General features: G+C 56.4%; 32 protein-coding genes. 3 read left to right on the top strand and 29 right to left on the bottom strand.

Features of this window, described 5'->3' with window-relative positions; translation table 11 throughout:
* Positions 1-2: 2 nt before the first annotated feature.
* From AAAX31_RS00160 to AAAX31_RS00050, 23 genes are all read right to left on the bottom strand, one after another.
* Positions 3-1,724: a terminase TerL endonuclease subunit gene (locus tag AAAX31_RS00160; RefSeq protein WP_349075695.1), complete on the bottom strand. Its 1,722-nt coding sequence runs from the start codon at positions 1,722-1,724 to the stop codon at positions 3-5.
* A complete protein-coding gene (locus AAAX31_RS00155; protein ID WP_349075693.1) occupies positions 1,717-2,145 on the bottom strand; it encodes a hypothetical protein in 429 nt (142 codons plus the stop codon). Before AAAX31_RS00155 ends, AAAX31_RS00160 begins: the two co-directional genes overlap by 8 nt.
* Before the next feature lie 153 nt (positions 2,146-2,298).
* Positions 2,299-2,628 carry an HNH endonuclease gene (locus AAAX31_RS00150; protein ID WP_303251621.1) on the bottom strand — a complete coding sequence of 110 codons (330 nt, stop codon included), beginning with the start codon at positions 2,626-2,628 and terminating at the stop codon, positions 2,299-2,301.
* Between the two features lie 115 nt (positions 2,629-2,743).
* On the bottom strand, positions 2,744-3,190 hold the full coding sequence (locus AAAX31_RS00145) for a hypothetical protein (protein ID WP_349075690.1): 447 nt from the start codon (positions 3,188-3,190) through the stop codon (positions 2,744-2,746).
* A 10-nt stretch (positions 3,191-3,200) separates the two neighbouring features.
* Positions 3,201-3,638: a dUTP diphosphatase gene (dut, locus tag AAAX31_RS00140; RefSeq protein ID WP_349075689.1), complete on the bottom strand. Its 438-nt coding sequence runs from the start codon at positions 3,636-3,638 to the stop codon at positions 3,201-3,203.
* 9 nt (positions 3,639-3,647) lie between these two features.
* Complete coding sequence (locus AAAX31_RS00135) at positions 3,648-4,082, bottom strand: single-stranded DNA-binding protein (protein ID WP_349075686.1); 435 nt, start codon at positions 4,080-4,082, stop codon at positions 3,648-3,650.
* The gene (locus tag AAAX31_RS00130; RefSeq protein WP_349075685.1) at positions 4,079-4,309 is read right to left on the bottom strand and encodes a hypothetical protein; all 231 of its coding nucleotides are present in this window, start codon (positions 4,307-4,309) and stop codon (positions 4,079-4,081) included. The genes AAAX31_RS00135 and AAAX31_RS00130 overlap by 4 nt, the downstream gene beginning before the upstream one ends.
* A 2-nt stretch (positions 4,310-4,311) precedes the next feature.
* A complete protein-coding gene (mihF, locus tag AAAX31_RS00125) occupies positions 4,312-4,629 on the bottom strand; it encodes an integration host factor, actinobacterial type (protein WP_303251646.1) in 318 nt (105 codons plus the stop codon).
* Positions 4,630-4,737: 108 nt separating this feature from the next.
* Positions 4,738-5,943 carry a tyrosine-type recombinase/integrase gene (locus AAAX31_RS00120; protein WP_349075683.1) on the bottom strand — a complete coding sequence of 402 codons (1,206 nt, stop codon included), beginning with the start codon at positions 5,941-5,943 and terminating at the stop codon, positions 4,738-4,740.
* Positions 5,933-6,130, bottom strand: a complete 198-nt coding sequence (locus tag AAAX31_RS00115) for a hypothetical protein (protein ID WP_349075682.1) — start codon at positions 6,128-6,130, stop codon at positions 5,933-5,935. Before AAAX31_RS00115 ends, AAAX31_RS00120 begins: the two co-directional genes overlap by 11 nt.
* Complete coding sequence (locus tag AAAX31_RS00110) at positions 6,123-6,293, bottom strand: hypothetical protein (RefSeq protein ID WP_349075680.1); 171 nt, start codon at positions 6,291-6,293, stop codon at positions 6,123-6,125. The genes AAAX31_RS00115 and AAAX31_RS00110 overlap by 8 nt, the downstream gene beginning before the upstream one ends.
* On the bottom strand, positions 6,286-6,606 hold the full coding sequence (locus AAAX31_RS00105; protein ID WP_349075679.1) for a DUF3310 domain-containing protein: 321 nt from the start codon (positions 6,604-6,606) through the stop codon (positions 6,286-6,288). The genes AAAX31_RS00110 and AAAX31_RS00105 overlap by 8 nt, the downstream gene beginning before the upstream one ends.
* Positions 6,603-6,854, bottom strand: a complete 252-nt coding sequence (locus AAAX31_RS00100; protein ID WP_349075677.1) for a hypothetical protein — start codon at positions 6,852-6,854, stop codon at positions 6,603-6,605. Before AAAX31_RS00100 ends, AAAX31_RS00105 begins: the two co-directional genes overlap by 4 nt.
* Positions 6,851-7,207, bottom strand: coding sequence for a hypothetical protein (locus AAAX31_RS00095; protein WP_349075675.1), 357 nt, complete (start codon positions 7,205-7,207; stop codon positions 6,851-6,853). Before AAAX31_RS00095 ends, AAAX31_RS00100 begins: the two co-directional genes overlap by 4 nt.
* Positions 7,197-7,715, bottom strand: coding sequence for a hypothetical protein (locus tag AAAX31_RS00090; protein WP_349075674.1), 519 nt, complete (start codon positions 7,713-7,715; stop codon positions 7,197-7,199). The genes AAAX31_RS00095 and AAAX31_RS00090 overlap by 11 nt, the downstream gene beginning before the upstream one ends.
* Positions 7,699-7,866 (bottom strand): hypothetical protein, encoded by a 168-nt coding sequence (locus AAAX31_RS00085; RefSeq protein ID WP_349075672.1) that lies wholly within the window; start codon positions 7,864-7,866, stop codon positions 7,699-7,701. Before AAAX31_RS00085 ends, AAAX31_RS00090 begins: the two co-directional genes overlap by 17 nt.
* 325 nt (positions 7,867-8,191) lie before the next feature.
* Positions 8,192-8,635: a Lin1244/Lin1753 domain-containing protein gene (locus AAAX31_RS00080; protein ID WP_349075670.1), complete on the bottom strand. Its 444-nt coding sequence runs from the start codon at positions 8,633-8,635 to the stop codon at positions 8,192-8,194.
* Entirely contained in the window at positions 8,632-8,829 is a 198-nt protein-coding gene (locus tag AAAX31_RS00075) for a hypothetical protein (RefSeq protein WP_349075668.1), read from the bottom strand. The genes AAAX31_RS00080 and AAAX31_RS00075 overlap by 4 nt, the downstream gene beginning before the upstream one ends.
* A 28-nt stretch (positions 8,830-8,857) precedes the next feature.
* Positions 8,858-9,112, bottom strand: coding sequence for a hypothetical protein (locus AAAX31_RS00070; protein ID WP_303251605.1), 255 nt, complete (start codon positions 9,110-9,112; stop codon positions 8,858-8,860).
* Between the two features lies 1 nt (position 9,113).
* Positions 9,114-9,509: a hypothetical protein gene (locus tag AAAX31_RS00065; RefSeq protein ID WP_349075666.1), complete on the bottom strand. Its 396-nt coding sequence runs from the start codon at positions 9,507-9,509 to the stop codon at positions 9,114-9,116.
* Positions 9,506-9,688 (bottom strand): hypothetical protein, encoded by a 183-nt coding sequence (locus AAAX31_RS00060; protein WP_349075664.1) that lies wholly within the window; start codon positions 9,686-9,688, stop codon positions 9,506-9,508. The genes AAAX31_RS00065 and AAAX31_RS00060 overlap by 4 nt, the downstream gene beginning before the upstream one ends.
* Before the next feature lie 235 nt (positions 9,689-9,923).
* Positions 9,924-10,055, bottom strand: a complete 132-nt coding sequence (locus tag AAAX31_RS00055) for a hypothetical protein (RefSeq protein WP_349075662.1) — start codon at positions 10,053-10,055, stop codon at positions 9,924-9,926.
* A gap of 12 nt (positions 10,056-10,067) precedes the next feature.
* The gene (locus tag AAAX31_RS00050; protein ID WP_349075660.1) at positions 10,068-10,289 is read right to left on the bottom strand and encodes a helix-turn-helix transcriptional regulator; all 222 of its coding nucleotides are present in this window, start codon (positions 10,287-10,289) and stop codon (positions 10,068-10,070) included.
* Between the two features lie 226 nt (positions 10,290-10,515).
* On the opposite strand from AAAX31_RS00050, the gene AAAX31_RS00045 reads away from it, so the two are divergent.
* The 3 genes from AAAX31_RS00045 (at position 10,516) to AAAX31_RS00035 (ending at position 12,841) form a co-directional block, all read left to right on the top strand.
* Positions 10,516-10,851 (top strand): helix-turn-helix transcriptional regulator, encoded by a 336-nt coding sequence (locus tag AAAX31_RS00045; protein WP_349075659.1) that lies wholly within the window; start codon positions 10,516-10,518, stop codon positions 10,849-10,851.
* A 2-nt stretch (positions 10,852-10,853) separates the two neighbouring features.
* A complete protein-coding gene (locus tag AAAX31_RS00040) occupies positions 10,854-11,147 on the top strand; it encodes a hypothetical protein (protein WP_349075657.1) in 294 nt (97 codons plus the stop codon).
* Positions 11,148-11,230: 83 nt separating this feature from the next.
* Positions 11,231-12,841 (top strand): recombinase family protein, encoded by a 1,611-nt coding sequence (locus AAAX31_RS00035; RefSeq protein WP_349075655.1) that lies wholly within the window; start codon positions 11,231-11,233, stop codon positions 12,839-12,841.
* 196 nt (positions 12,842-13,037) lie between these two features.
* On the opposite strand, the gene AAAX31_RS00030 is transcribed toward AAAX31_RS00035, so the two are convergent.
* The 6 genes from AAAX31_RS00030 to AAAX31_RS00005 form a co-directional block, all read right to left on the bottom strand.
* Positions 13,038-14,045 carry a hypothetical protein gene (locus tag AAAX31_RS00030; protein ID WP_349075653.1) on the bottom strand — a complete coding sequence of 336 codons (1,008 nt, stop codon included), beginning with the start codon at positions 14,043-14,045 and terminating at the stop codon, positions 13,038-13,040.
* Between the two features lie 469 nt (positions 14,046-14,514).
* The gene (locus AAAX31_RS00025) at positions 14,515-14,931 is read right to left on the bottom strand and encodes a prealbumin-like fold domain-containing protein (protein WP_349075651.1); all 417 of its coding nucleotides are present in this window, start codon (positions 14,929-14,931) and stop codon (positions 14,515-14,517) included.
* Between the two features lie 401 nt (positions 14,932-15,332).
* Positions 15,333-15,737, bottom strand: coding sequence for a hypothetical protein (locus AAAX31_RS00020; protein ID WP_349075649.1), 405 nt, complete (start codon positions 15,735-15,737; stop codon positions 15,333-15,335).
* Complete coding sequence (locus tag AAAX31_RS00015) at positions 15,697-16,836, bottom strand: class C sortase (protein WP_349075647.1); 1,140 nt, start codon at positions 16,834-16,836, stop codon at positions 15,697-15,699. The genes AAAX31_RS00020 and AAAX31_RS00015 overlap by 41 nt, the downstream gene beginning before the upstream one ends.
* Positions 16,837-17,000: 164 nt before the next feature.
* The gene (locus AAAX31_RS00010; RefSeq protein WP_349075645.1) at positions 17,001-18,770 is read right to left on the bottom strand and encodes a SpaA isopeptide-forming pilin-related protein; all 1,770 of its coding nucleotides are present in this window, start codon (positions 18,768-18,770) and stop codon (positions 17,001-17,003) included.
* A gap of 69 nt (positions 18,771-18,839) precedes the next feature.
* Positions 18,840-21,872 carry a SpaA isopeptide-forming pilin-related protein gene (locus AAAX31_RS00005; RefSeq protein WP_349075643.1) on the bottom strand — a complete coding sequence of 1,011 codons (3,033 nt, stop codon included), beginning with the start codon at positions 21,870-21,872 and terminating at the stop codon, positions 18,840-18,842.
* Positions 21,873-22,133 lie beyond the last annotated feature (261 nt).

Here is a 22,133-nt window from a genome sequence, read left to right as displayed (position 1 = left end):
GTTTAACCTCCAATCATGCTTCTGAAATCGTCCATCATGTCTTTTAAGACCACGAATGCATCGCATTCCGCCGCCCAGGCGTCGATGCGGTTGCGCGGGTCTTGGTTCTTTTTGTCGGGCGCGATGTTTCCGTTCGCGTCGCTGCGCACCGCAACGTTCGAGCGGCACCACTCGGCAATCGGGTTGCTGTTGTCAACTACGCGGTTCTCCTTGTACAGGGCGCGTAGTTCCTTCATCGGCATCGAGAGCGTTTGAGCGCCTTGGATGACCTTCTTGAAGTTATCGGCTCCGAAATAACCTTCGTAGGCTTCCACCGTCGGCACGTCGCGCATGTGCCACGGGTCGTAGCCGCACGCAACGGCATAGATGCCGTATTTCTCGCGCACCTCGTCCACCCAATCGAGCACAAGCCGCTTGTCGATGATTGGCGTCGGAGACGTTCGCAGAAGCCCGCGCGCGATCCACGCGTCGTAAGGCACGCCGTCGCGACCGCCGCGCCGTCCTTCCGTTTCCGCCTGCTCCAAGGCGCGAAGCGGAATCCACGCCATGTGCATCGCATATATGCGCTCGTCGTTCGGGCGCATCATCAGCAAGCATGCGGCGGTGAGGTCGGTGGTGTCTGACGCATCAACGCCGAGCACCGCATAAGAAAAAGACCCGTCGGACGGGTCGAAAGCGTCATCGTTATGAATCTCAGCCCACGTAAGCCACGCTTGGCTCTGGTTTTCGATGAGGTTGAAGTCCTTGACCAGAAGTGTCGGCAGAAATGTCGGGTCATCTTTGGCCTTTGAGACGTTTTGGCGCAAGCCCTCAAGGCTTTTGATGGTGCCAAGGCCAGGGTTCGCCTTAATCCACGCCGATTCCTCTTGCCACTCATCGCGCTCATCAAGCTCGAAGATGAACGCTATGAAGCGCTCAGCCTTCTCGCCTGTCGCCTGACCGTCGAGCCATTTGGTTGCGTATTCGTATTGGGCGTCGAAGATGCCGTTCCGAACGAAACCGTTGGTCGTGATTTCCAGAACCAACGGTTGGCGGCGAGCGGACGTGCCCTGAATGGTTAGGTCGTACAGATCACGGTTCTTCATTGCCGCGAGCTCGTCGACGATGGCACCTGAGATGTCAAGGCCGTCGAGGTGGTTCGTGTTGGCGGAAAGCGCCTTGATTGAACCCATGTTGAGGTCGCAGTAGAGGTCACTCACGCGCTTGCGAACGTGCCGCCCAAGAGCGGGCGACGTGAGAACCATGCGCCAGGCGTTGTTGAAGCCCTTCGCCGCCTGGTCGTGAGCCGTGGCGACGTTGTAGACCTCGGGCGCACCCTCATCGTCGTTGATAAGCAAGTCAAGCTCTATGGCGGAAGCAAGCGCGGTCTTGCCGTTCTTGCGCCCCATAATCCAGAGCACTTCGCGATACTGCCGTTTTCCCTCAACGTCCACGAAGCCGAAAACGACGGATAGGATGGCTCGCTGAAAAAGCTCAAGCTCGAACGGCTGGCCGAGCTTGCCAGATGGAAGTCGGCAGAAGCGCTCGATGAAGCTCACGTGTTTCTGCGCGTATTCCTCGCGATAGTGGTATGGATACAGCGGGTCGTCGTTGTCCAAGTCTCGAAGGACGATGGCCGCGACCTGCTGTATCTTCGCGCACGCGGTTATCGTGCCGTCGAGGACGCCGCCGAAGTACTCGCGTATCGCCTTTTCGCACGAGCCAGCGGCCTTCTTCCTAGCCACCGAACCTCGTCTCGTTCAGGTAGTCCATGAGCGCATCGGCTGAAGTGCTGCCGCTCGGCATCATATCGGTGATCTGCTTGATACCGCGCGAGAACGTTGTGAACAGCTTGTTGTACGCGGAAAAGCCTGGATGCTCGCGCAAGCCCGATTGACCGCCGCCGTTGTCGTACTCGGTGAAGATGCTTTCGCCCATCAGCTCCACGCGAGCTTGGTCGAGTTTCACTTTCAGAAACGCAATGTTCGACATGAGCGGCATGATGGCTGTGCGCTTATCGTCTGGAATGACGTCCTTGGTCAAGCGCTGCAAGCGTTTCAACTCGTTTTGATAGAGCGATTGCACCGATTGCCCGTTCCGCTTCGGGGGACTCTTCGCGACTTTCGGCGAAATCTCGGTACTTTCGCATACTTTTCGCTTTGCCACAAGACCACCCCCGTTCTGAAAACCTCTGCGCGCATAAATCTATCTCCCGGCGTTGGTGCCCTAGGCTGGTAGCCTTGGTTTTCGAACGGGGGGATGCTGCGTCGCTCTGACCTGCTGTTTTGTTGTCTCTGTTTTGTGAGCTGCGAATTGTGCTCAGTCTGTGTGTTCATCATTCAACGAAACCAAGTTGCCGTCCTCGTCGAACGCCAAGCCTTGCCTAGTGCTGCCCTGCCTTACCCAGCCGTGCACCTTCTTGTGGCACAGGTCGCACAGGCTCACTAGGTTGTCGAGGTTTGTGTTGATGTTCGGATCGTTGACGTTCGCTGGAGTCAGCTCCACGATGTGATGAACCATGACCGCTGGTGTCTCTACTCCTTGAGCCAAGCAATGCTGGCAAAGGTAGCAATCGCGTTGCAATGCCTGCTCGCGAGCCTGTTCCCAGTCGGTCGAGTGATAGAAGCGGTATGAGAAGCCCTTAGCCATCGCCGTACCTTCCCAACAAAAAAGGGACGCGAGCCGAAGCCCGTGTCCCTTTCGTTTACCTAATCCACCGTAGCGAACTTTAGCATAAAGCGGGAAGTGAAGGGAAGTACTGTTTTTAATTTTCCTTTAGCCACGCCACGCCAACGGCATCGATATACCTGAACGCGGCATTGCACAATTCGCGGCACCACTTGGGCGAACACTGCATAACAGCAGCAACGTCAGCCCATGGCATCGCCTGGCAGTAGCCCATACATACCGCATCTGCGTAGCGGTTGCCCTTGAGTTTTGCCAAGCCGCCGTGATTGTCGTTGCCATACAGCACGGCGCAGGCTTCATCAACGACGGCATTGCTTTCAACGATGCGCTGCTTCAAGCGTTGCTCAAAGTCGATGCGCCCGTTGATCGCATCCATAGGGTCACACGAACCGCCACCACCGCCAGCCGTATAACTCTGAGCCTTTGCCCCTTCACGAGCCTTGAGACGTGCAAGCATTTCTCTTGACTTCTCAAGGCTCGCCACCTCGTCGCGTATGCCCTCAAAGTATTCCTTGGCATCCACGACACATCATCTACTCAATACCGGTAGAGCCGAAGCCGTCTTCGCCACGCTCGGTGCCGCTCAGCTTATCGACTTCCACCAGGTCGCACGGCACAAACGGCGCAACGACCATCTGGCATACCCGCGAACCCTTCGGCAGATACACCGTGTCGCAGCTGAGGTTCACGAGAGGTGCGCACACCTCGCCGCGAAAGCCGCTGTCGATGACCCCGACGCTGTGGCTGAGCGTGACGCCGTAAAGGCTCGAAAGACCAGAGCGAGGGAACAGCAGCCCAACGCACCCACTCGGAATCTCGAAAGCGCATCCGAGCCCGACGATTGCGCGGGCGTTCGGCTCAAGCCTGCAATCCTCGGTGATGCACAAGTCGAAGCCCGCATCTCCATCGTGTGCGTAACGCGGCAGCTCTGCGCCGTCGAGCAGCTTCACGTTTAGTTTTCGTCCTTGCATATCTGCCCCTTAAAACGGAATGTCTTCGTTGTAAACGTCAGGCACGTATGCCTGCTGCGGTTGAGCCTGGTACGGCTGCTGAGCCTGCGGCTGTTGCGGCTGCCTGTAGTTGGTCATGCCGATAACGTTGTCAACGATGACCTCTAGCTTGCGGCGGCGTTGGCCGTCTGCTTCCCACGTGCTCATGCGCAGGTGTCCTACGACGGCAAGCTTTGCGCCTTTTTGCAGGTAGCCATTAGCTTGCAGCGATTCGCCGCGCTTGCCAAATATCGTGCAATCGACCCAGCTGGTCTCGTCCGCATAGCTGCCGTCTTGCTGCTTGCGCCTATGGTTGACCGCCAGAGAGAATGACGTGATCGCCATGCCGCCAGCCGTGTACCTCACCTCGGCATCGTTGCCGATGTTCCCGCTCAGCGTGCAGGTGTTAAGGCTCTCGGCGCTCATTCGGCACCACCAGCCACCAGGGCAAGCGCCATGATTGCAAGCACTGCAACAGCGGTAGCGATTGCAGGGAACACCAGCGAGAACGCACCGCCAGTGAAGAGCAACACGAGCACTTCCACTATGCAAAACGACAGGAACAACAGGCCGACAATGAGCAGGCAGACTGCTATCGTAATGAGCAGAGTGACGCTCTTAACCGTAACACGGTAATCATCTCGCTTGCGCATGCCTACCACCTCACCAGCGTAGACAGCAGGTTTGCCCGCTGGTTCCTGCCCAAGCCCTTTACTTTGCGACTGCTCGCGATATGCAGCTTCTTCATGAGCTGTTCGGCGCGGGTCTCGGCATATCCAGGCAGAGCTGCAATCATCGCCTTGACACGCATACCCGATGCCGCCTGATCTCCTTCATCCGCAAGCTCAAAGAACTTCTCAAGCGGCAAAGCGCCCTTCTTCAACTGCTCGCGATACTCAGCTCGCTGATGCCTTATCTGCATTCCTTTAGCAAGGTTCTCTTGCCTTTGTTCTTTGGTCAAAATCGGTACCATTTTCACTATCTCCTGATTCTTACTTGAAATACGTCGGTTGTCGTTTTCAAAACCGCTGGTTTTGCGGTCTGACCTTTCTTTTTGTTGGCGGTGGCAAAATTGGCGCGGCTATGCCGTTGGCACACCATTGGCACCGTCTCCCTTGAGCTCATCGGTAAACTTGTCGAACACCTCTGCCGCCCTCTGGTCGCGCCCCGGCATGGCGTGCGCGTAAAGCCTAAGCGTGGTCGATTCATTAGCGTGGCCGAAGCGCTCGGCGATGTCCTTAAGGTTCGCGCCGTTCGCCAGAAGCCACGTGGCATGCGTGTGCCGCAGGCTGTGAAACGTGCATCCGCCTGGAAGCCCTAGACGGTTGCGCAAGCGGGTAAAAGCCTTCGAAACCGTTGTGGGGCGCATGAACGAACCGTTAAAGCTCACCAGCGGCGAGTTCGGCGTGAAGGCTTCGGAAAACGCGTCCTGCAACGCGATGAAACCGAAAACCGTCTCGAATTCCCGTGCCGTCATGGAAACGTTTCGGCTCTTTCGGCCTTTAGTAACATCCACGCGATCAAGCCCGCCGCCGTCAAGTTCGACAATCTTGCCGCATACATGGAGGTACCCAAGCCGCCTAAAAACATCTCGGCGACGCATCGCGCACACCTCGCCGACGCGCATGCCCGTATGCAGCGCAAGCCACGCGGCGAACGCGTAGGCTGCTTCGCGCATAGTCCTCTCACTCAGCTCATCTGGATGCAGAGAAGCCGTAATGGCCTCGTCAAGCCCTGGATAGTCCCATTCGTCGAGCGCCACGGCTTCGTGCTTTTCCTCGGCAGGCGGCTCCACGTAAAACAGCGGGTTCATCTCGCACACGCCGCTTTTGACCCAGTAGTTGTATGCGCCGCGCAAGAAGAAATGCACGCTTCGGACGGTGTTGCGCGACAAGCCTTGTCCGCGCTTCTCCTTCGGAAGCAGCAACCGTGTTTCGAAGTCGCTCAAATCCATTACCGACAACTTGCAGGCAGATTTGCCTTTGAGGTACTTGCCCACATACGAGCGCGCGAACAGGTTCCACCGCTTTACCGTGTAAGGGCTGATGCCTTTCACCTTGCGCTCGGCGATATACGTCTTGAGCAAGTCGGTTATGATGGCGCTCTTTACCTTGCCGCCAGCGGAAAGCTGCGAAATCCAATGGTTCGCCAGCTCTTGAGCCTGCGCCCTCGTTGCCGCTTCGGGGAACTGCCGATATGGGCGAATCTTCGTGCCGTCAGGCGCGGTACCGAGATACGGGCGCGCATACCAAACGCCTTTCGCGTCTTGCTTGACCTCAACGCTCATGGCTTCCGCCCTTGTCATTGATTACCTCTATAGCATCGCCAACGATGTCAGACCACATAACGAGGTCTTCGTAGCTGACTTTCACGCTCTCGCGCTCGCGCTTCTCGCACGTCAGGATGCGCCTGCTCATGTCCTGCGAGACCATGCAGAGGTTTTCGAGCACATGGCGCTTGCCAAGCCTACTCATCGCAATCACCACGCGTAATCGTTACCGTAACGCCAGAGACACCGAACAAATGCGCGAGGAACAACATGGACACCGTTAGATCTTTTACCGCGTTCTCAATGTCCTCGGTCTTTGCGTGTATTGCTTTGCCCTTAATCTCGAAGCCAAGCTTGACGCTACTCATCCCCATCACCTTCAATCGCGCGAATCATGTTGCCGATGCACTCTCGCGCCTTCTTGAGGTCTTCGATGCCGTTCTTGTCGCGCCATCGCCAGATGTACTTGAACGCGCATGCCTGCATGTGGGACACGTACGCTTCGGTTCCAAGCATCGACTCCATTGCCGACTTGCAATCGATGCCGGTGTGCCCAGCGTAATGCGATGGCTTCGTAACGGGATCAAAAGCAGAATCAGTGCTTGCTTCCGTTGCGTAAGTGCAATCCACAAAACCATCCTCGTCGGTCAGATCGCCGACGCGTTTGACGTATGAAGTCATTCCTTGCCGCCTTTCTTACAGTTGCGCCAGACGCGCAGGCAGTTAACCAGTGTCGGATTTGCCTTGATTGCGAACTCGAAGTTGACGGCATCGGCATCTATGGTTACCGCTTCGGCCCTGATCATATAGCGCCGAAGCCACGTAGCCTGTATTACGTTCCGAACGGCAATCGGAACGCCGCTTTGAGCGGAAAGCTCAAGCAGTCGTGTCGTTTTCCCCGATCCGCGCGTTCCAACGATGCAAATCATTCTTCCCCCTTTGAGCCCAACCACGGATGCGGGAACAGAACCCTTGCGCGGCATCCAGTGCAGTATTTCAAGCTGATAGGTTTGTACGGGTATTCAGGCTCGAACCAGCTGTATTCGCCGCTCCAATCGAACATCAGCTCTTGGCCGCATTTCGAACACGTGAAGCAGTTGCAATCATCGGAAGGTTTGGCAATTCGCAAGCACTGGTCTTCCTCATCCCACACGGTGTCGAACTCTTCTGGAACGAACTCGCACTCTTCGTCGGGCACATACAGCCTGCCGTCGCATTCGATGATGTCGGGCTCGCCCTGCGGTTCGAGCAGTCGCAAAACACGGCTTTCCTCACTCGCCATCTTCGGCCACCTCCAAAAGCTCTCGATAATGGCCACCGAAGCTGTTGTCGAGCCAATCGTTGACCCAGCGATAGAACGCGACGAGAAATGGCATCGAGTTCTTATCGTCGGCCCATCCGCAAAAGCCGATGAACCCGTCAGAGTTGAACGAGATCGCTTCGCGACCGTTGAAGTACGAACCGTCGCAGAACAAGAAGGCCGATTCGATGCCGCCGGTGCGAGGGCTCATCGCGACAGTCGGGCTGAATTTGACGCGATGCGAGATGTGCATGGCGGAAAAGGCGGCATATTTGCACTCCTGGTTGTATCGAGCAAGCTCGATGCCGATAAACCCTTCCAGCGCTTCGATATCGTGTTGCGTGAGGTCGGAATATGCGAATCGCTCGGCGAACATCTTGCGCAGAACGTCGCGCGACAGCTCCATGTCGAACTTGTAATCGCGCGGTACTGGGTTCGGGTCAACCTCGATCACGATTTTCTGCACCTTGCGGCTATCCGATGCGGTCATTGCCTTCTCCTTTCTTCAGCTCGCGGCACTTCCAGCAGCGCTTGTCTCCCGTCGGCTTGTCGATTTCGATGAACCAATCAAGCGAACGTTCCGTGCCGCAGAACGGGCACCGCCGCGTTTTGACCTTGTTGGCATAGCTTCGCCAAGACATGTGAATCACCGTCCTTTGTTGAAAACTCTTCGATTGTTGAAAACTTGTGGAAAGCGTGTTGAAAACTATGATTCGAGCGACTGAAAAGCTCGAAAATTCGGCGCGAAAACGAACGCCCGTAAAGAAAGAAGCAAAGAAAGTAAGACTTACTTGTCACATAACGCCACAAGCACGTTTGCGGGTTTTGGGTTTGGGTTGGGTTGTGACCCAACCCAAAACCCGCCCTGTATTGTTATGTATTGTATTGTTAGGGTTTAGCCAATCGCAAACCGATGGTTTACCGCTGGTTTCTTTCATGAACATCCGTTTTGCCGCCTTTGACCTGCTATTTCATCGGCTCTGACTTGTTCTTGCGAGGTCTCCCGCCTTTGGCTCCGTTCGCCCTTTGCATGCCGAAATACAGAGCGTTTTTCTGCATCCTCGCGCTTTCGATGCGCCCTTTTCCGTCGCGCGTCAGCAAGCCGATCTCAAGAAGGCAGCTGATGAAGTCCTTGCAATCGTCGACGCTTGAAATCTCGTCGAACGCGCCAGCCTTGCGCATGCCTATCTGTTCGGCGAGTATCAGCCAGTCCTCGTCCGTCTCCACGGGCAAAGAGTGCGTCGTGGTGTTCGCCAGAATCTCGCACAGCCGCCAGAATGCGCCATACCCAGCGTTTCCATAGCGGAACAGCAACCGTTGGCACTTCTGGTCTTGCGCGGCGTTTGAGTCGTGCTGGAACCACGCCATAGGGTCTTGCGCCTTGTCGTGAACCTCCTTGGCAACCATCATTCGTCTTCACCTCCTTCATCCATCACAAGCCCCTTGCTCATGCCGCGAAGATGCCAGCCCTCCCATACGCAGTGGCCGCACTCTCGGCAGTTCGTCCAGATCAAGACGCCGCGAAACATGCACCTGCTTTTCGGCTTGTTGCCCGTGGCGTCGAAAACGCCGTCCTCGTACTCGCATGCGCCAGGTTCTGGCATTGGCGGCTCTTCGAACAAGCTCAGCTGGTCACAACTGCTCGACATACTTCTGGCTCGCGGTTCGGATGATTGTCATCAGATGGTCTTCGGGGTCTCCTGCCTTCAAACGGCCATCGACCAGCACAGACGCGTACGCGAGCGTTGAGCAGATGATTTCGCTCACAAACGCGGCATCGAAGTCGATGCGTTCGCCGGTGACGCTGTTGCCGATGTGGCAATCCTCGATGCAGCGAGCAACGTCGGAAACTTCGCGAAGCTGCTTGACGATGTTCTTGCGCAGCATGTCAGCCCTCTTTCTTCGTGTCGTAGATAGACTTGCGTGTCTCGATGTTCAGATCGGGATGCCTCTCCAAGAGCCAACGGCTCAGAAGCGGCGTATCCGTGTTGTTGATGGCATAGGCGTGTTCTTGTCCGTTTCCATCCATGAACGGAACGCCCGTAATCTGATGCGAACCCTCGTAGCGCTGCTTCTCGATGAGGTACTTGGTCGATACGCGCATGCCGCGCTGATGGATAGCCAAGGCCGTGAGCTCGATGCTTCGAAGCGTCTTGGGGTTCAGTTCGCACCATTTGGCGAACAGCTCTGCGCGGTCTTGAATCTTGAGCGGAAGCGGGTAGACCGCCATTCGCTCTTGACGCATCACGTTTTCGAGCGGCTGGGTGAAATCGTCGGTGTTCATCGCACGTCACGCCCGATCAGATGCAAGATGAACCAGACCTCAGCGACGAGCAGGACAAGCGGAAGCCACCAGCAGCCAAAGGAATCGCAAAACCAGATGAGCCATTCCGCCGCCGCCATGGGGACGATTCCGCACAGGCACAACGCCGCGAAAATGTAGACAAACCAACGGATAACCAACGGTTTTCCTGCTAGAATCTCATCGTCATTGCTCTGGAAGTTTTGACGATAGCCCGTGCGCGTTTGCCGACGTGCGCGGGCACCTTCTCTTTGCAGGCTTCGCAGCTTCTCTGACCCTCGTAAAGAACCGACGCTGATACGCACTCGACGCGTCGCGGCGGTTTTGCTTGTCTAAAACCACTACGCAAACCAGCGGTTTCTGGCTTGGTTTCATACATTTGAAACCCCTCCTTTCTTAATACTTGCGAACGGTGAAAGTGGTGTGCTTGAGCGCGTGTTCGACGCCAAGCCCAACGCCGACGGCAACAGCCGAAGCGAAGAAGCCCCACAGGCCGACTACCTGAAAAAGCTCGTCAAGCCACTCCATTACGCGACCTCCTTACTTGAATTCGGGGAAAGTGCACAGATCGTTTGGCGTGCAGTCCAAAGCGGTTGAAAGCTTTACGATGCTTTCCAGCGTCGGCGAGCAATCGCAACGCTCGTACTTGCCGATTGCATCAACGCCGACACCGGATGCTTCCGCAAGCTGCTGTTGCGACCAATGCTTCTTGGCGCGACGAACTCGCAGATTGTCCGCAAACGCATGTTTCAACTCGGGCATATGTTCACCTCCTTTCAATGAGTGCTCATTAGGTTTGTATTGGCTTTAGTCAATACAAACCTTATTCTTTTACGTGTAGTAAAAGAACCTAAATCAACGTGAATCACGTTGATGGCTACAGACAATAAACGTGTTTAACGTTCTTTGCAAGCGTGAATTGCGTATTTTCTTGATTAACGTACGTGAATCACGTAGAATCGGCGTTGCAGCGACGAAAGGAGGGCGCATGGAATATCAATTGAAATTGAAAGAGTTGCGCAAGGCCGCTGGTTTTGCGACACAAAAGGCGTTTGCCGATTTCCTCGGCATAAAAGAACGCAAATATGCTTCATGGGAACGTGGCGAGGTTGGTATTCCGCTCGAAGACGCTTTCATGCTATGCGCAGCATTGAAATGTACGCCGAATGATTTATGTGGCTTTCCAAGCACAGGGACGAGCGAAGACGACTTGACCAGCGACGAACGCGAGATTGTGGACAACTACCGCGAAAGCTCGCCGCAGTGGCAGCAGAACATAGCGATGACCGCAAAGGCTGCGGCAAGCGAATCGAGAAAGGGCTAGAAATGGGAATCTTCAAGAACCAGCGTGAAGAAATGGCACGGCAGGAAATCGAAAAGGCGATCTCCTCGATTCCAACGCCCGACGGGCGCATTCACGTCATGCTCATTCGGTCGTTCGGTCAATCCTTTAGCGGACGGGTATTCGGCGCTGACCAGAAATACAACGAGCAGATAAACGAAGTCCTCAACGCGCTTCAAGATAAGGGCCTTGAGATTATCAGGGTAGAAACCAACTCTGTTCCTGACCAAGGTATCAGCGGCGCAGACCGTTACGACACGCTCATAACGTACAGATAGCAAAATGCCCTGTATCCATCCGCCAAGACCAGATACAGGGCGCGCCATTCCGTAGACAACTGAAAAGGCAAGGTGATAATACCATGGCAAAGGGTAACCGTGCGGCCATTTACGCACGTTTTAGCTCGCACAACCAGCGAGACGAAAGCATTGAAATTCAGGTCGATAAGTCACGCGAGTTCTGTGACGAAAGCGGCCTTGCCGTTGTACGCGTCTACAGCGATTACGCCAAAACTGGCAAGAACACGAACCGCGCTGAATTTCAGGCAATGTTAAAAGATGCCCAAAAGGGACTTTTCGATTACGTGGTGATATACAAGGTCACGCGCATCATGCGCAACAGAGACGAAATGGCTCTTGCGCGCATCATGCTTCGTAAGGCAGGCGTTGAAATCCTCTACGCCGGTGAAACGCTCGGCGAGGGCTCAACTAAAGTTCTGCACCTCGGCATGCTCGAAGTGCTTGCCGAGTATGAAAGCGCCGTCGATAGTGAGCGCATACGCGACGGCATACAAAAGAACGCGCAACGCGGCATGGCGAGCGGCCAGCGCCTGTACGGTTGGGACGTTGTAAACGATCGCTTCGTCGTAAACGAGCGCGAAGCCGCCGTTATGCACAAGATGAAAAACATGCTGTTCTCAGGCTCAACCATTGCCGACATCCAGAGGGCGATAAGAACCGAGCGAACAAGGCGCGGCAAGGCGTTCTCACAAAGCACGATAAAAAGGCTGCTCTCGCGCGAGCAAAATTGCGGCGTGTACAAATACGCTGGCGTGCGCACGACGAACGGCATGCCTGCACTGTGGTCACGCCAGGAACAAGACGAGATTGCAAGCATCCTCAACGGACGCGGCCACAAGCATCGCGTTGTTGACGGAGAACAGCCCTATGCGCTCAGCGGCAAGATGTATTGTCGGGAGTGCGGCAGATGGTTCGTCGGAACCTCTGGAACTGGAAAGAGTGGCAAAACGTATTACTACTACCGCTGTCCGAAGTGTCGCAGGACGTTCCGTCGCGACCTCATAGAGGATGCGGTTTCCGACACCATACTCGAATCGATACATGACCCAAAGGTGCGCGAGCGTATCATCGCAACGCTTGAGATGATGATCGCTGAAACCGCCGAGGATGGCGCGCCAAAGGAAAGCGAGCGCATCACGGCAGAGATAAGGCGCATAGACGCGGCGTTTGAGCGTATATGGCACGCCATAGAGGACGGCATAGCGCCCCCAGGCGGCAAGGATAGGGTTGAGGAATTGAAAGCCCGTCAAGCGGCTCTGAAAGAGGAATTGGAGAAGGCGCTTGAAGCGGAAAGCGCCGAAGACTTGAGTCTTGATGACTATCTTACATGGCTCGACACGCTGGGCGCAGAATCTGACCCGTTCGAAATCATCGACACGTTCATACGCTTCATACAAATCGACGGCGATGAAGTGCAGCTGTTCTTTAGCTTCGACAATTGGGATGATGACTTTATGCCGACAAAAAAAGACGAACCCCTGATGAACAAGGGTTCGTCTAACTTTGATGTGGTGGAGACCGTGCTGATCTGGTTGAACACGCCCGAGGCCTCGAGCCGGTCCAAGATCCACGGCCAAGTCATAAGGCCCACGCCGATAAGGATGATGACGATGGTGATGAGCCGGTCGGCCCAGCGCGGCAGCCGCTTGCGACGGCGCTTGGGCTTTGGTTGAGGTTTGGGCTGAGGGCTTGAGCCGCCGTTGTCCGCGGCGTTATTGCTCTTCATATGTTTGGCGCCCTGCACCATCGCCGGTCACTCCTCTACAACTCAAGTTGTCTAAACAAATAATAGCCGATTAGCGAGCTTCCACGCCGGACAACGCAGCTAGGACCGAAACGCCGCCTACGGTTCGAATTCTTGGAGACCTTCTACAGCGCTTCTTGCCATGGATATTCCTTTCCAAACATGCGATCGACTTCGAGCTGAATTCGCTCATCGTCGATTGCCGCCAAAGATAGCGCAAGCGAAATGTCATCGACGCGGGAGGAGTCGGCAAACACGGGCGCATAGCGCCACACTTGGATCATCGCCGTTTCGTTATCCGGCAACTCCCCGTCTGCGACTTCGAGGTCGCTCAGTTGACGCCATGCACTTCTTAAGACGGCCTTTTGTTCCATGCCCGGCGCAGCGAGCATCGAACGCGCAGCGAGCGCCGTCTCCCCGACGTCAACAAGATAGTCGATCTGCGGCGTCTTCCTTGCAAAAAAGACCTTCGAGACAGGCGAGGAGAGCTCTGCCATGTGCTCACTGAGCAAAAGATCGACGGCGATAGGGAGCACGACGACACGCCGCTCGCGACGCTCGCGCCTCGCGAGCCCCCTGTCGACAAGCTCGGTTATGGCCTCACTCGCGCGGCTTGCCGAGATCCCAAGCGCACGACAAAGGTCATAGGGGCGATATGGCTCCTGGGCGGCTCCCCAGATTGCGGCAGCCTGCGCGTTGGGTGACATCTTGGTCGCATGATTGCGAAACCAGGCACCGCCCCTCTCCGTGCAGGCCGTGCCCATAAATGGAAGAAAAGCCTGTCTACCTGGGCAGACAAAGGGAATCCCTTGTGCGACCAATGCTTTGCGCTGACGTGCATCGGCATCAGGAAACGAAACGACAACAGGAGTCTCCGCGCGCAAGGCTAGCTGACTATAGACCCTCTTAGCCTCGGGAAGCCCGACGCCAGTAGGCAAACTTGCAAGCAAAAACGAAAAACCGTTTGCGTCAACAGTGAGGACCTCAATCGCCCGCAGATGCAGCGGCAAGCGTGCGGATCCAGGCCAAGTTTTGGTCTTGGCGGAAAGGCCTAGTGCTTCTTGTAAGTAGATTAGCGCTTCGTTCATTTCCATTGTTTTCGTTCGTTTCCAGTTTGTATTGGAATTATACATTATTTTCGGAATTAACGAGATTCCTTTCGTGCATAAGCCCGCATTTGAGTTTTCAAAATATCCCGAATCGGTGGGGCGACTCGGGATACAATGACTACAGGAAACGACGCACCCCGCGCAAGTGTTCGAAAGCGCGGGCGACCAGTTTCCGGTGTTGTTAAATGCCCGGACTCCGAACCACGGGCATTTTAATTTGCACGCGCGGCGCAAATGCCTTCTACCGTCCGCACCGCGCGTGCGCCTACGGACCTTAAACCGAACCTCATACGAGTCAAGAAACGCGATGACGGATGAGTCCGCATCGGACGGTGGAGGCTGCCTGTGTTGTCCAAAAAGAACGGGGCAGACTCCAGTGCGGAGTCTGCCCCGAAAAGAGAATGGCAAAGCAAGAACGTGGATGGACGAGAAAAGTGTCCGCAAGTCTCATGGCCATCACATCCCACCTGCCAAAGGGATGGGTGAGTGAGCCTTACTCCTGCTCGGACTCCTCAGCCTGCTTACGGCTGCGGATGAGGTGTGCCACGCCGATGCACAGCACTGCGCTGCCAGCGATCCAAGTGAAGGTCACGCCGTTAAGACCGGTCAGCGGGAGGCCGGAGCCTTTCTTGTTCTTGACGGTAAGGGTAACGGTGCCGCCACCAGAAGAGGAATTGGTGACGAGACCAGAACCATTCTTGGATGTGGTCACCGTCAACGTATTCTCGCCCTCATTCTGATTAAGACCCGTGGCAGTAATGGTGAACGTGAATTTGGGCACGGTGTTATAGCCGGGGAGCGTATGGGTCTCCTCGACCGTGTAAGCGCCAGCATCGAGGCCCTTGACGCTGATTTCGCCCTTATCATCAGTCGTAAAATCATAAGCAGTATTGCCCAAAGAACCGTTCACTTAGACATACTGGGCGCCGGCGCCCTCGTCGGTTCCCTTGGAAGAGGTGCCGGGCGGAGAGCGGAGCATGGCCACCGGACCCACCGAAACACATCTCCACCGTTCCTTCAACTGGGAAAATGCCGCCCCGGAGCCCGGGAGGGACCCCGGGGGCTTTCGGCTAACTGCGGGAACGGCCTATCCGCTCAGTATGTTCAGCTGAGATCAGAAATCAACCGGAGAAATCGACCCTACTAAAAGGAGGCCGTATATGAAGACTGTATATCCCTTTTGCCTCCATATACACAAGAAGCGCCCCTCGGGCGCTTCTGAGAGGCTCCCCCTGGGATGTATCCCAGGGGGAGCCTATGGACCTTAAGGGCCGCTGCGAACCGTTCGCAGTCGGGCCGTCGAAGGCCTCGTTACTTAAGCTCGGGCCAGAAGTCCTTGTTGGCCTCGATCATGTCGTCGAGAATCTCCTTGGCGACCTTCATGGACGGGACCGTCTTGTTGAGCGTGAACGCCTTGAGCGCCTTCTCGTACGAACCCTCGATGCACGCCTCGACCACGAGCTTCTCGGAGTTGAGCTGCTGCATCATGAGGCCCTGCTGGAACAGCGGGATGTTGTCGCGCGAGATGACCTCGGGGCCGTTCTTGCCGATATACGCGGGAAGCTCGACCATCGCGTCGTACGGCATGTTCGGGATCGCGCCGCGGTTCTGGCAAATGACCAGGAAGCGAGCGAAGGCGCTACACTTCGAGCGATATTGAGCACCAACGCGGGCGCTAGCGCAGGTGTCGCCCGCGATACTCGGGAGAAACAGCATCGGAATCGGGGGAAGCCGAGGAGGCTGAAGCAGAGGAGACGAAGGAGGCCGCAGGCCTGGAGGCTCCCACGGTCCACCCGTTTCCGCCATCGCCAGCAGCCGCGTCGGCGCCCAGCGTCACCGCGGCGGCAACGGCCGCACGCTGCGCCGCGCGCCGCTTCTTGCGCACGTGCCCGGCCACAACGAGACCCACAACAATCGCCAGCAGCGCGCCCAGAACGCCCAGCGCCACCGCGGTGGTGTTGATGCCCTGTGCCTCCTCGGGCACGGGAACCTCATCCGGAATGCTTGCACGCACACCCGATACCAGCAGGCGGTGCGAGTTCACGCCGTAGGGCGTGCAGGTCATGAGCGTCACGCGGTCCTCGCCGGCGGTCACGCGCAACTTGGAATCGTCATCGGGCTCGATCACGTCTATGCGGTCGATCTTGTAGCCCAGTTCTTCGCCCATCACCTCGATGTAAAACGAGTCGCCCACCCGCAGCTCATCCAAGCGCGTGAACAGGAGCGAGCCCGGCACGCCACGGTGACCGGTGAGCACGGCATGCGTACTCTCGCCGCCCACGGGCAGCGACGTTCCGTACAGGTGGCCGGCGCCCGCGGCGAGCACCTCGTTGGAGGTGCCATGGTACACGGGCAGGTTCACGTCGATCTTGGGGATACGCACCGAGCACATAAGGCCCGAACCCGCGTCGAGCAGGCCCTGGTACGTGGTGTCTTGCGAGGCGATGGAGTCCTTGGCACCTGTTGCGGTGGAAGCGCCGGAGGTGCTACCGAACGGGTCCACGACCTCGCCGATGACGTCCTGACCGCCGGCGGCCAACTGCTCGTTGTAGGCGCGCGCTGCCGCGAGGGCCTCCTCTGCCTGCGGATAGGGCCAGCCATCCACGGTGTTTTGGGCCGCGGCAACTGCGGCCGTCTGCTCGGCCTGGGACATGGCGCGCAGGACGAGGGGCGTGGCCACGATAACAAAGCCGGCGGCAAAGCACAGAAGGGAAAGCAGGCGCAGGACGAGGGGCGGTTTACGTCGGCTGGGGGAAGCCGGGTTCGAACCGCCGCTCGGCGTGCGCATCGTCGATACGGGCTTGATTGCCTCCATGTGGTTCACCTCCGGGGGTGTGGGTGTGAGGGCACGGTCAAAGCACCGACCCCGCCGCGTGTCCAAGCGCGACGGGGTGCGGCGAAAGGGAATATGAGAACGCGGCGCGCAGGCGCTGATAGGAGACGACGATCGCCCGCTCGCCGCGTCATCAAGCTAGGGAATTAAGCGCGCATACGTGCACTCAGGGCGAAGGCGGCGCCAGCAGCCATGAGCAGCACGCCCACGGTGATGAAAACCTTGATGCCCAGGTCACCGGTCAAGGGCAGCTCGGTGAGGTTCTTGGCGTTCCAAATCTTGATGGTCGAGTTCTCAACGGAGACGCGAGGATCGGTAGCGTCCTTGGCATAAGAGACAGCAGTGATGGTCTTCTGGCCCTCGGGATCGTCGGACTTCACCGTAGCGGATACCGTAAAGGTGAACTTCGGCAGGGAGACGGCGGTGTAACCATTGGGAGGAACGATCTCCTCGATCTCATACGTGCCAGCGTCGAGACCATTAAAGTTGATGACGCCATCGTCGGTGGCGAACACGCCAACTTCGGCACCACCCTGAGTATCCTTAGTCGGAGTCGTGGTCAGGGTCTTCCATGCGCCGTTCTCGTAACCGAGATAGCTGCTTCCCGCCTTGATCGTGAACTTAGCACCCGAGAGCTTAGTGGTCATGTCCTTGGCGGTCTTCACGATGTTGAACTTATAGGAGTAGACATTCACCTCGTTACCAGGAATGGTCTGCTCATCGGAGGTGTTGTTGGGGTTGTGCGACCAGGTAAGTGAGTCCTTGTTGGGGTTGCCCTGGATGGCGGTGGAGTCAGAAAGCTTGGCATCTGCATCAAGGGTAGCACTCACCAGTACGGTCACCTTTGCGCCCTCGTTCAGCGCAGTAGCGCCCGCAACCTGGTTCACGTAGTTGCCAAGGTCGATGACGGTATCTACACCTCCGGCGTACTTACTATCGGTATCAGAAGTGGCAGCATAGGAAACACTGTAGTCGTCACTCACCTTAAGAGTAACGTCTCCAACCTTGACCGATTCAACCTTTACGCCCGTGGCGACGTTACCGACAATCGAAGAAATGGCAGAACTAGCAGTGTCGTTGATCTTGAACACACGTTCGGTCGGATAGCCGGTGTAGTACGGAACGGTAGTCTCAAGCGTGTAGTACACGGTGTCGCCCACGGAGAAGGACGGCTCATTGTTGTAGGTGCCGTCAGCATTGGCAAGATGCTTAGAGATGGTCGGAATCACGTTCTTCACGGTAACGGTGCCATCGACATCGGTGCCCGCAATGCTCGTCGGCGTAATGATGGGCAGCGAGAAGGACTCCTTGTCCGCAGCGGGATTGGTAACGTCCTTCAGGAACCAGATACCCGGGACGTTAAAGGTTTTCACATTGGCGTTGCCGGCCGTAGACGTGGTGAACTCGGTTGCAGCAGGAGTACCAGGGAAGGTCTGGTCCTCGAGGTTCTGGGCAAAGGTGCGCAGCGCGGCATCATTGTTCCAAGGCGAGGAGAGGTTAGGGGCTCCGCTATTGCTAAACACCCGCATGATCAGGAAGCCCATAGGGTTGTTCGACGCGTTGCCCTCGGACACAAAGAAGTTCTTGTCCTGCTTGTAGGCAGTAAGCACGTTCCGGGCATCGCCCGTCCCATCAATGACAGCATTGAAGTTCATCGCGCCCTCGATGGTGCTCACGAGCGCATCGGTGGTATCAATCGTATAGGCAATCGACTTGTCATTGCCAACAACAACGTCCTTCAGCTCGGCAAGCTGCCAGCCGTTGAACGTGTGATCGGCAGCATCCGTCGACTGCTTGTTGATCGTAATGCTGTAGACTGGCGCAGCCTTGGCCGTGGGCGCTCCACCCACCAGGCCGGTTACGGCGATCGCTACGGCGGCGGCGCCGGCGATCAGCTTTTGTACTAATCGGTTCATGATTCCCCTTTCAGAAATAAGCCCGACATTCATAAACATCTATCTACATGCGCCATCAGACGAATCGTCCTAGCGGCGCTTTGTAGCGATCCAATACGCTCCCGCGGCGATACCGCCCAGAAGCATGAGACCGGCGCCCACGAGGAGCATGGAGTTCTCGGTCCAACCCGCGCCGGTGAGCGGGAGGTCCGTGAGGACTTTCATGTTGGTGAAGGTGGAGGCGGGGATGGCGTTGGGCTCGGCGTCCTTGCCGATGGTGTTACTCACAGTATTGCCCATGTCGTCCTTCATCTGCGTGACCGTGGTGGAAGTGGTGAGGCCGGAGTACTTGCCGGTCTTCTCGTCCAAGACGGCTTTCACGGTGACGGCCACTTGGTACTCGGCCTTGGAGTAGCGGAGCTTGTCGATGGCATCGGCGTCGGGCGCGACCTCCTTCACCGTGTAGGTGTAAGTCTTGGCGCCCGTCGGGTTCGAAGCGTCGTTCGTGGCGAGGTACTCTTTGGAGAACGAGATTTCGCCAAAAGATGCCTCGATGTCGTTGACCTTGGTGGAGTCTGCGGGAGCGACGGAAATAGTCTTCGAGTCAGGCATAGGAGCGCTATCCTTATTTGGCCCCGTAGCCTCGATGCTGAAGTCGAACGCAACGTATTTACCGCTGGAATCCTTCGGCCAGTCCGTATTACGGACGGATTTAATCACCGGGATTTTCACGGACGTAACGGAGCACGAGTCGGAGATGTACGTAATGCCATCAACGATGTTCGGCTGCTCGTTCTCGATCCACGTAATGGAGCCGCTTGTGCTGTCCACCGTGAACTTGTAGGTGTTCTTGTTCAGTTCGTAGCCAAACGGAGCCTGGGTCTCCGTGAGCGTGTACGTGCCCGGCAGCAAATCGGCCAATGTGAACTTGCCATCCTTGGCGTCGGTATCGGCCCAAGTGGTTTCGCTCGGAGTCGATTGGTCACTCACGGTCCAGGACTGCGCCTCAGTCAAGCCATCGGCACCCAGTTTCGCAAGCTTCCACTCGGAACCAGCCAAAGGAGTGTGTTCTGCATCGTCCTTCTCCACCTTGGCCCAAGACACCGTACCGGTGATCTTGGTGTTGGCGATGGCACCCGTGGTGTTAGAAGGTGTGAACGGAACCTCGTTCCCGTTCTCATCCACGTAGCCCTGGACATAGTTCACCGACTCACCAGCATTGTTCATGGTTGCGTAGTAGATCTTGTCCGAAACCTGGTAACCCTCCGGCGCCGTCTCCTCTTTGATGTAATAGGTGAATGCCGGATTAGAATCCGAGATCTCCTTACTCGGATCGGCCTTCTGGTTCAAATAGTTGAACTGAAGCTTGCCATCAGTAGAAGCGTAATCGTTGGCAGCGCCATCCGTTACCGTAACGATGGGACCCGTCCCGTTCTTGGCATCTTTGACAGTGCCGTATATCGTCCACGAGGAACCGGGAAGCAGCTTAGTACCATCCGCAGCGTCGACCTTGCTCCATGCAATGGAGGAACCGTCCGGTGTATACGAGCCAGACCACGGGAAGTTGTGACGCTCCTGGTCCATATCGATAACGGAAGCCGAGTTACCCTCACCAAATGCTGCGGCAACCTTCGGGCTGTTCATTGAGAAATCGGCGCCGGCGTACACACGACCATTGGTGGTCACATGGTCGTCGAAGCTTCCGTTGGGAACGAGAATCGATCCGATCATAGCCGCCGCAGGATCGTCGTCAGTCCACTTGGCACCGGTAGTTGCGCCATCGTATCCCCAGTCCGCGCGGTCCTCTCCCGCGATGCCGCCCCGAATGGTAAGGCTTTGCGTATCGACAAAGTTCCACATGATGGACTGGGAAGCCGTCGCGTATGCTTCACCCAGTGCCTTGCCGGAATATTGAGTTTCGTAACCACGCGAAATCTCGATGCCGTTCCACCAAAAGCGCCAGCCATTGTGGAACTCAATATTCGAAGATCCGGTAACGTTCACAACAACCGAGGCGCCCTCGGGAATGTCCTCGAATGCGAAATCAACGCCACGATAATACTCGTTGTTGTATGTATTGCTCAGCTGAGAAGCATCGATGGTGAACACCTGCTGCATAGAGGTGTTGTCGCCCTTAAACGTGATAAGACGCTCGCTATTCTTGAATTGCTTACCATTGAGCGACGTATCGGCGCAGTCCTCATTGATGGTCTTATTCGACCCATCAAACACAAGGCCATAGCTACAATCCGTCTTGTTGTACTTGTTGATGATGTAGCGGTTGTCCTTATCGCACGCCGGAGCAACGCCGTAGCTCACTTTGCCCGTCTTCGCAAACGAATTCAGCTGATTAGAAAGCGTGTTGAGATAGCCTGTCTCTCCGCTGTAATTCGAGTAATCCTTGCCATTAATGTCCTTGAGGAAGTTAACTTGGTTGAACAGAGTACTGTCCTGAGCGTTCTCGCCCGCGTACCAATAACCCTGGGTTTTCACCACAGACTGGCGCCCGTTATTAGTATTCCAATAGGTAATGGGACCGGCGATCTTCGCGGTGTAGTCATAGCCAGCGGAGTCAGCCGTTCTCGCTTTGCCGACCCAAGCGCCTTTGTTCCAAGCGCCAACGGTAGTCTTCCCCGGCAAGTCGCCGCTGTAACCAACGCTCATGTTGGTGATCGCACTGTCGATTCCAGCCACCGCAAGCACGGTGCTGCCGTCGACAGGACGGAACTGGGAACCAAAACCAACGGTGCCAAAGCGGAAACCAGCGCCAATACCTTCATAGGGCCAGCTCTCTTTGAGTGGATTCATGGCAAGCTTGCCACGGACCACGGTAAGGCCCTCCGCCTCAGCGGCATATGAGCCGGCGGGGGCGTTGCTCGCATCAAGAGTTTTAGTGTTGCTCGGTTTACCACCGATGTACATGTCGCGGCCGACGTAGGTGGCCACGCCGGGATCGGGGGTAGAGACATCGATATTCGTACCGATGCCGATAGGCGTGGGCTTGTAGATGCCCTTGTTCACAGTGGTAGCCGCGCTCGCAGAGGTGGCCGCGCTGAACGGGGACAGCAGCGTGCTTGCAACGAGAACAGTTGCCATAAAGCTACATGCGGCGAACTTCTTCACTTTGAGCACCCCATTACAGTTTCCTCGGTAGAAACTGTCTGGACGTCGTTGGCGATGGCCTGCGAGATCGGGGGCATAACAAGCGACGGTACCAGGCTCAAAACGGAAGCTCCGCACAAAACACCTGCTAGCACACGATGTGCCGCTTTATTGTTCTGCTTAGTTTTTTCTGAATTCGCTTTCATCGATGTCTCCTCCCCAAGAGACCGCGATCTTGCTCTTTCACTATCAAACGTAGGTAGTGTCGAGAAAGTTGGTGTA

The sequence above is a fragment of the Collinsella sp. CLA-ER-H5 genome, assembly GCF_040092375.1.
Lineage (GTDB): Bacteria > Actinomycetota > Coriobacteriia > Coriobacteriales > Coriobacteriaceae > Collinsella.
Note: the sequence above shows the minus strand (reverse complement) of the source record. Positions and strands in the feature narration are given on the sequence as shown.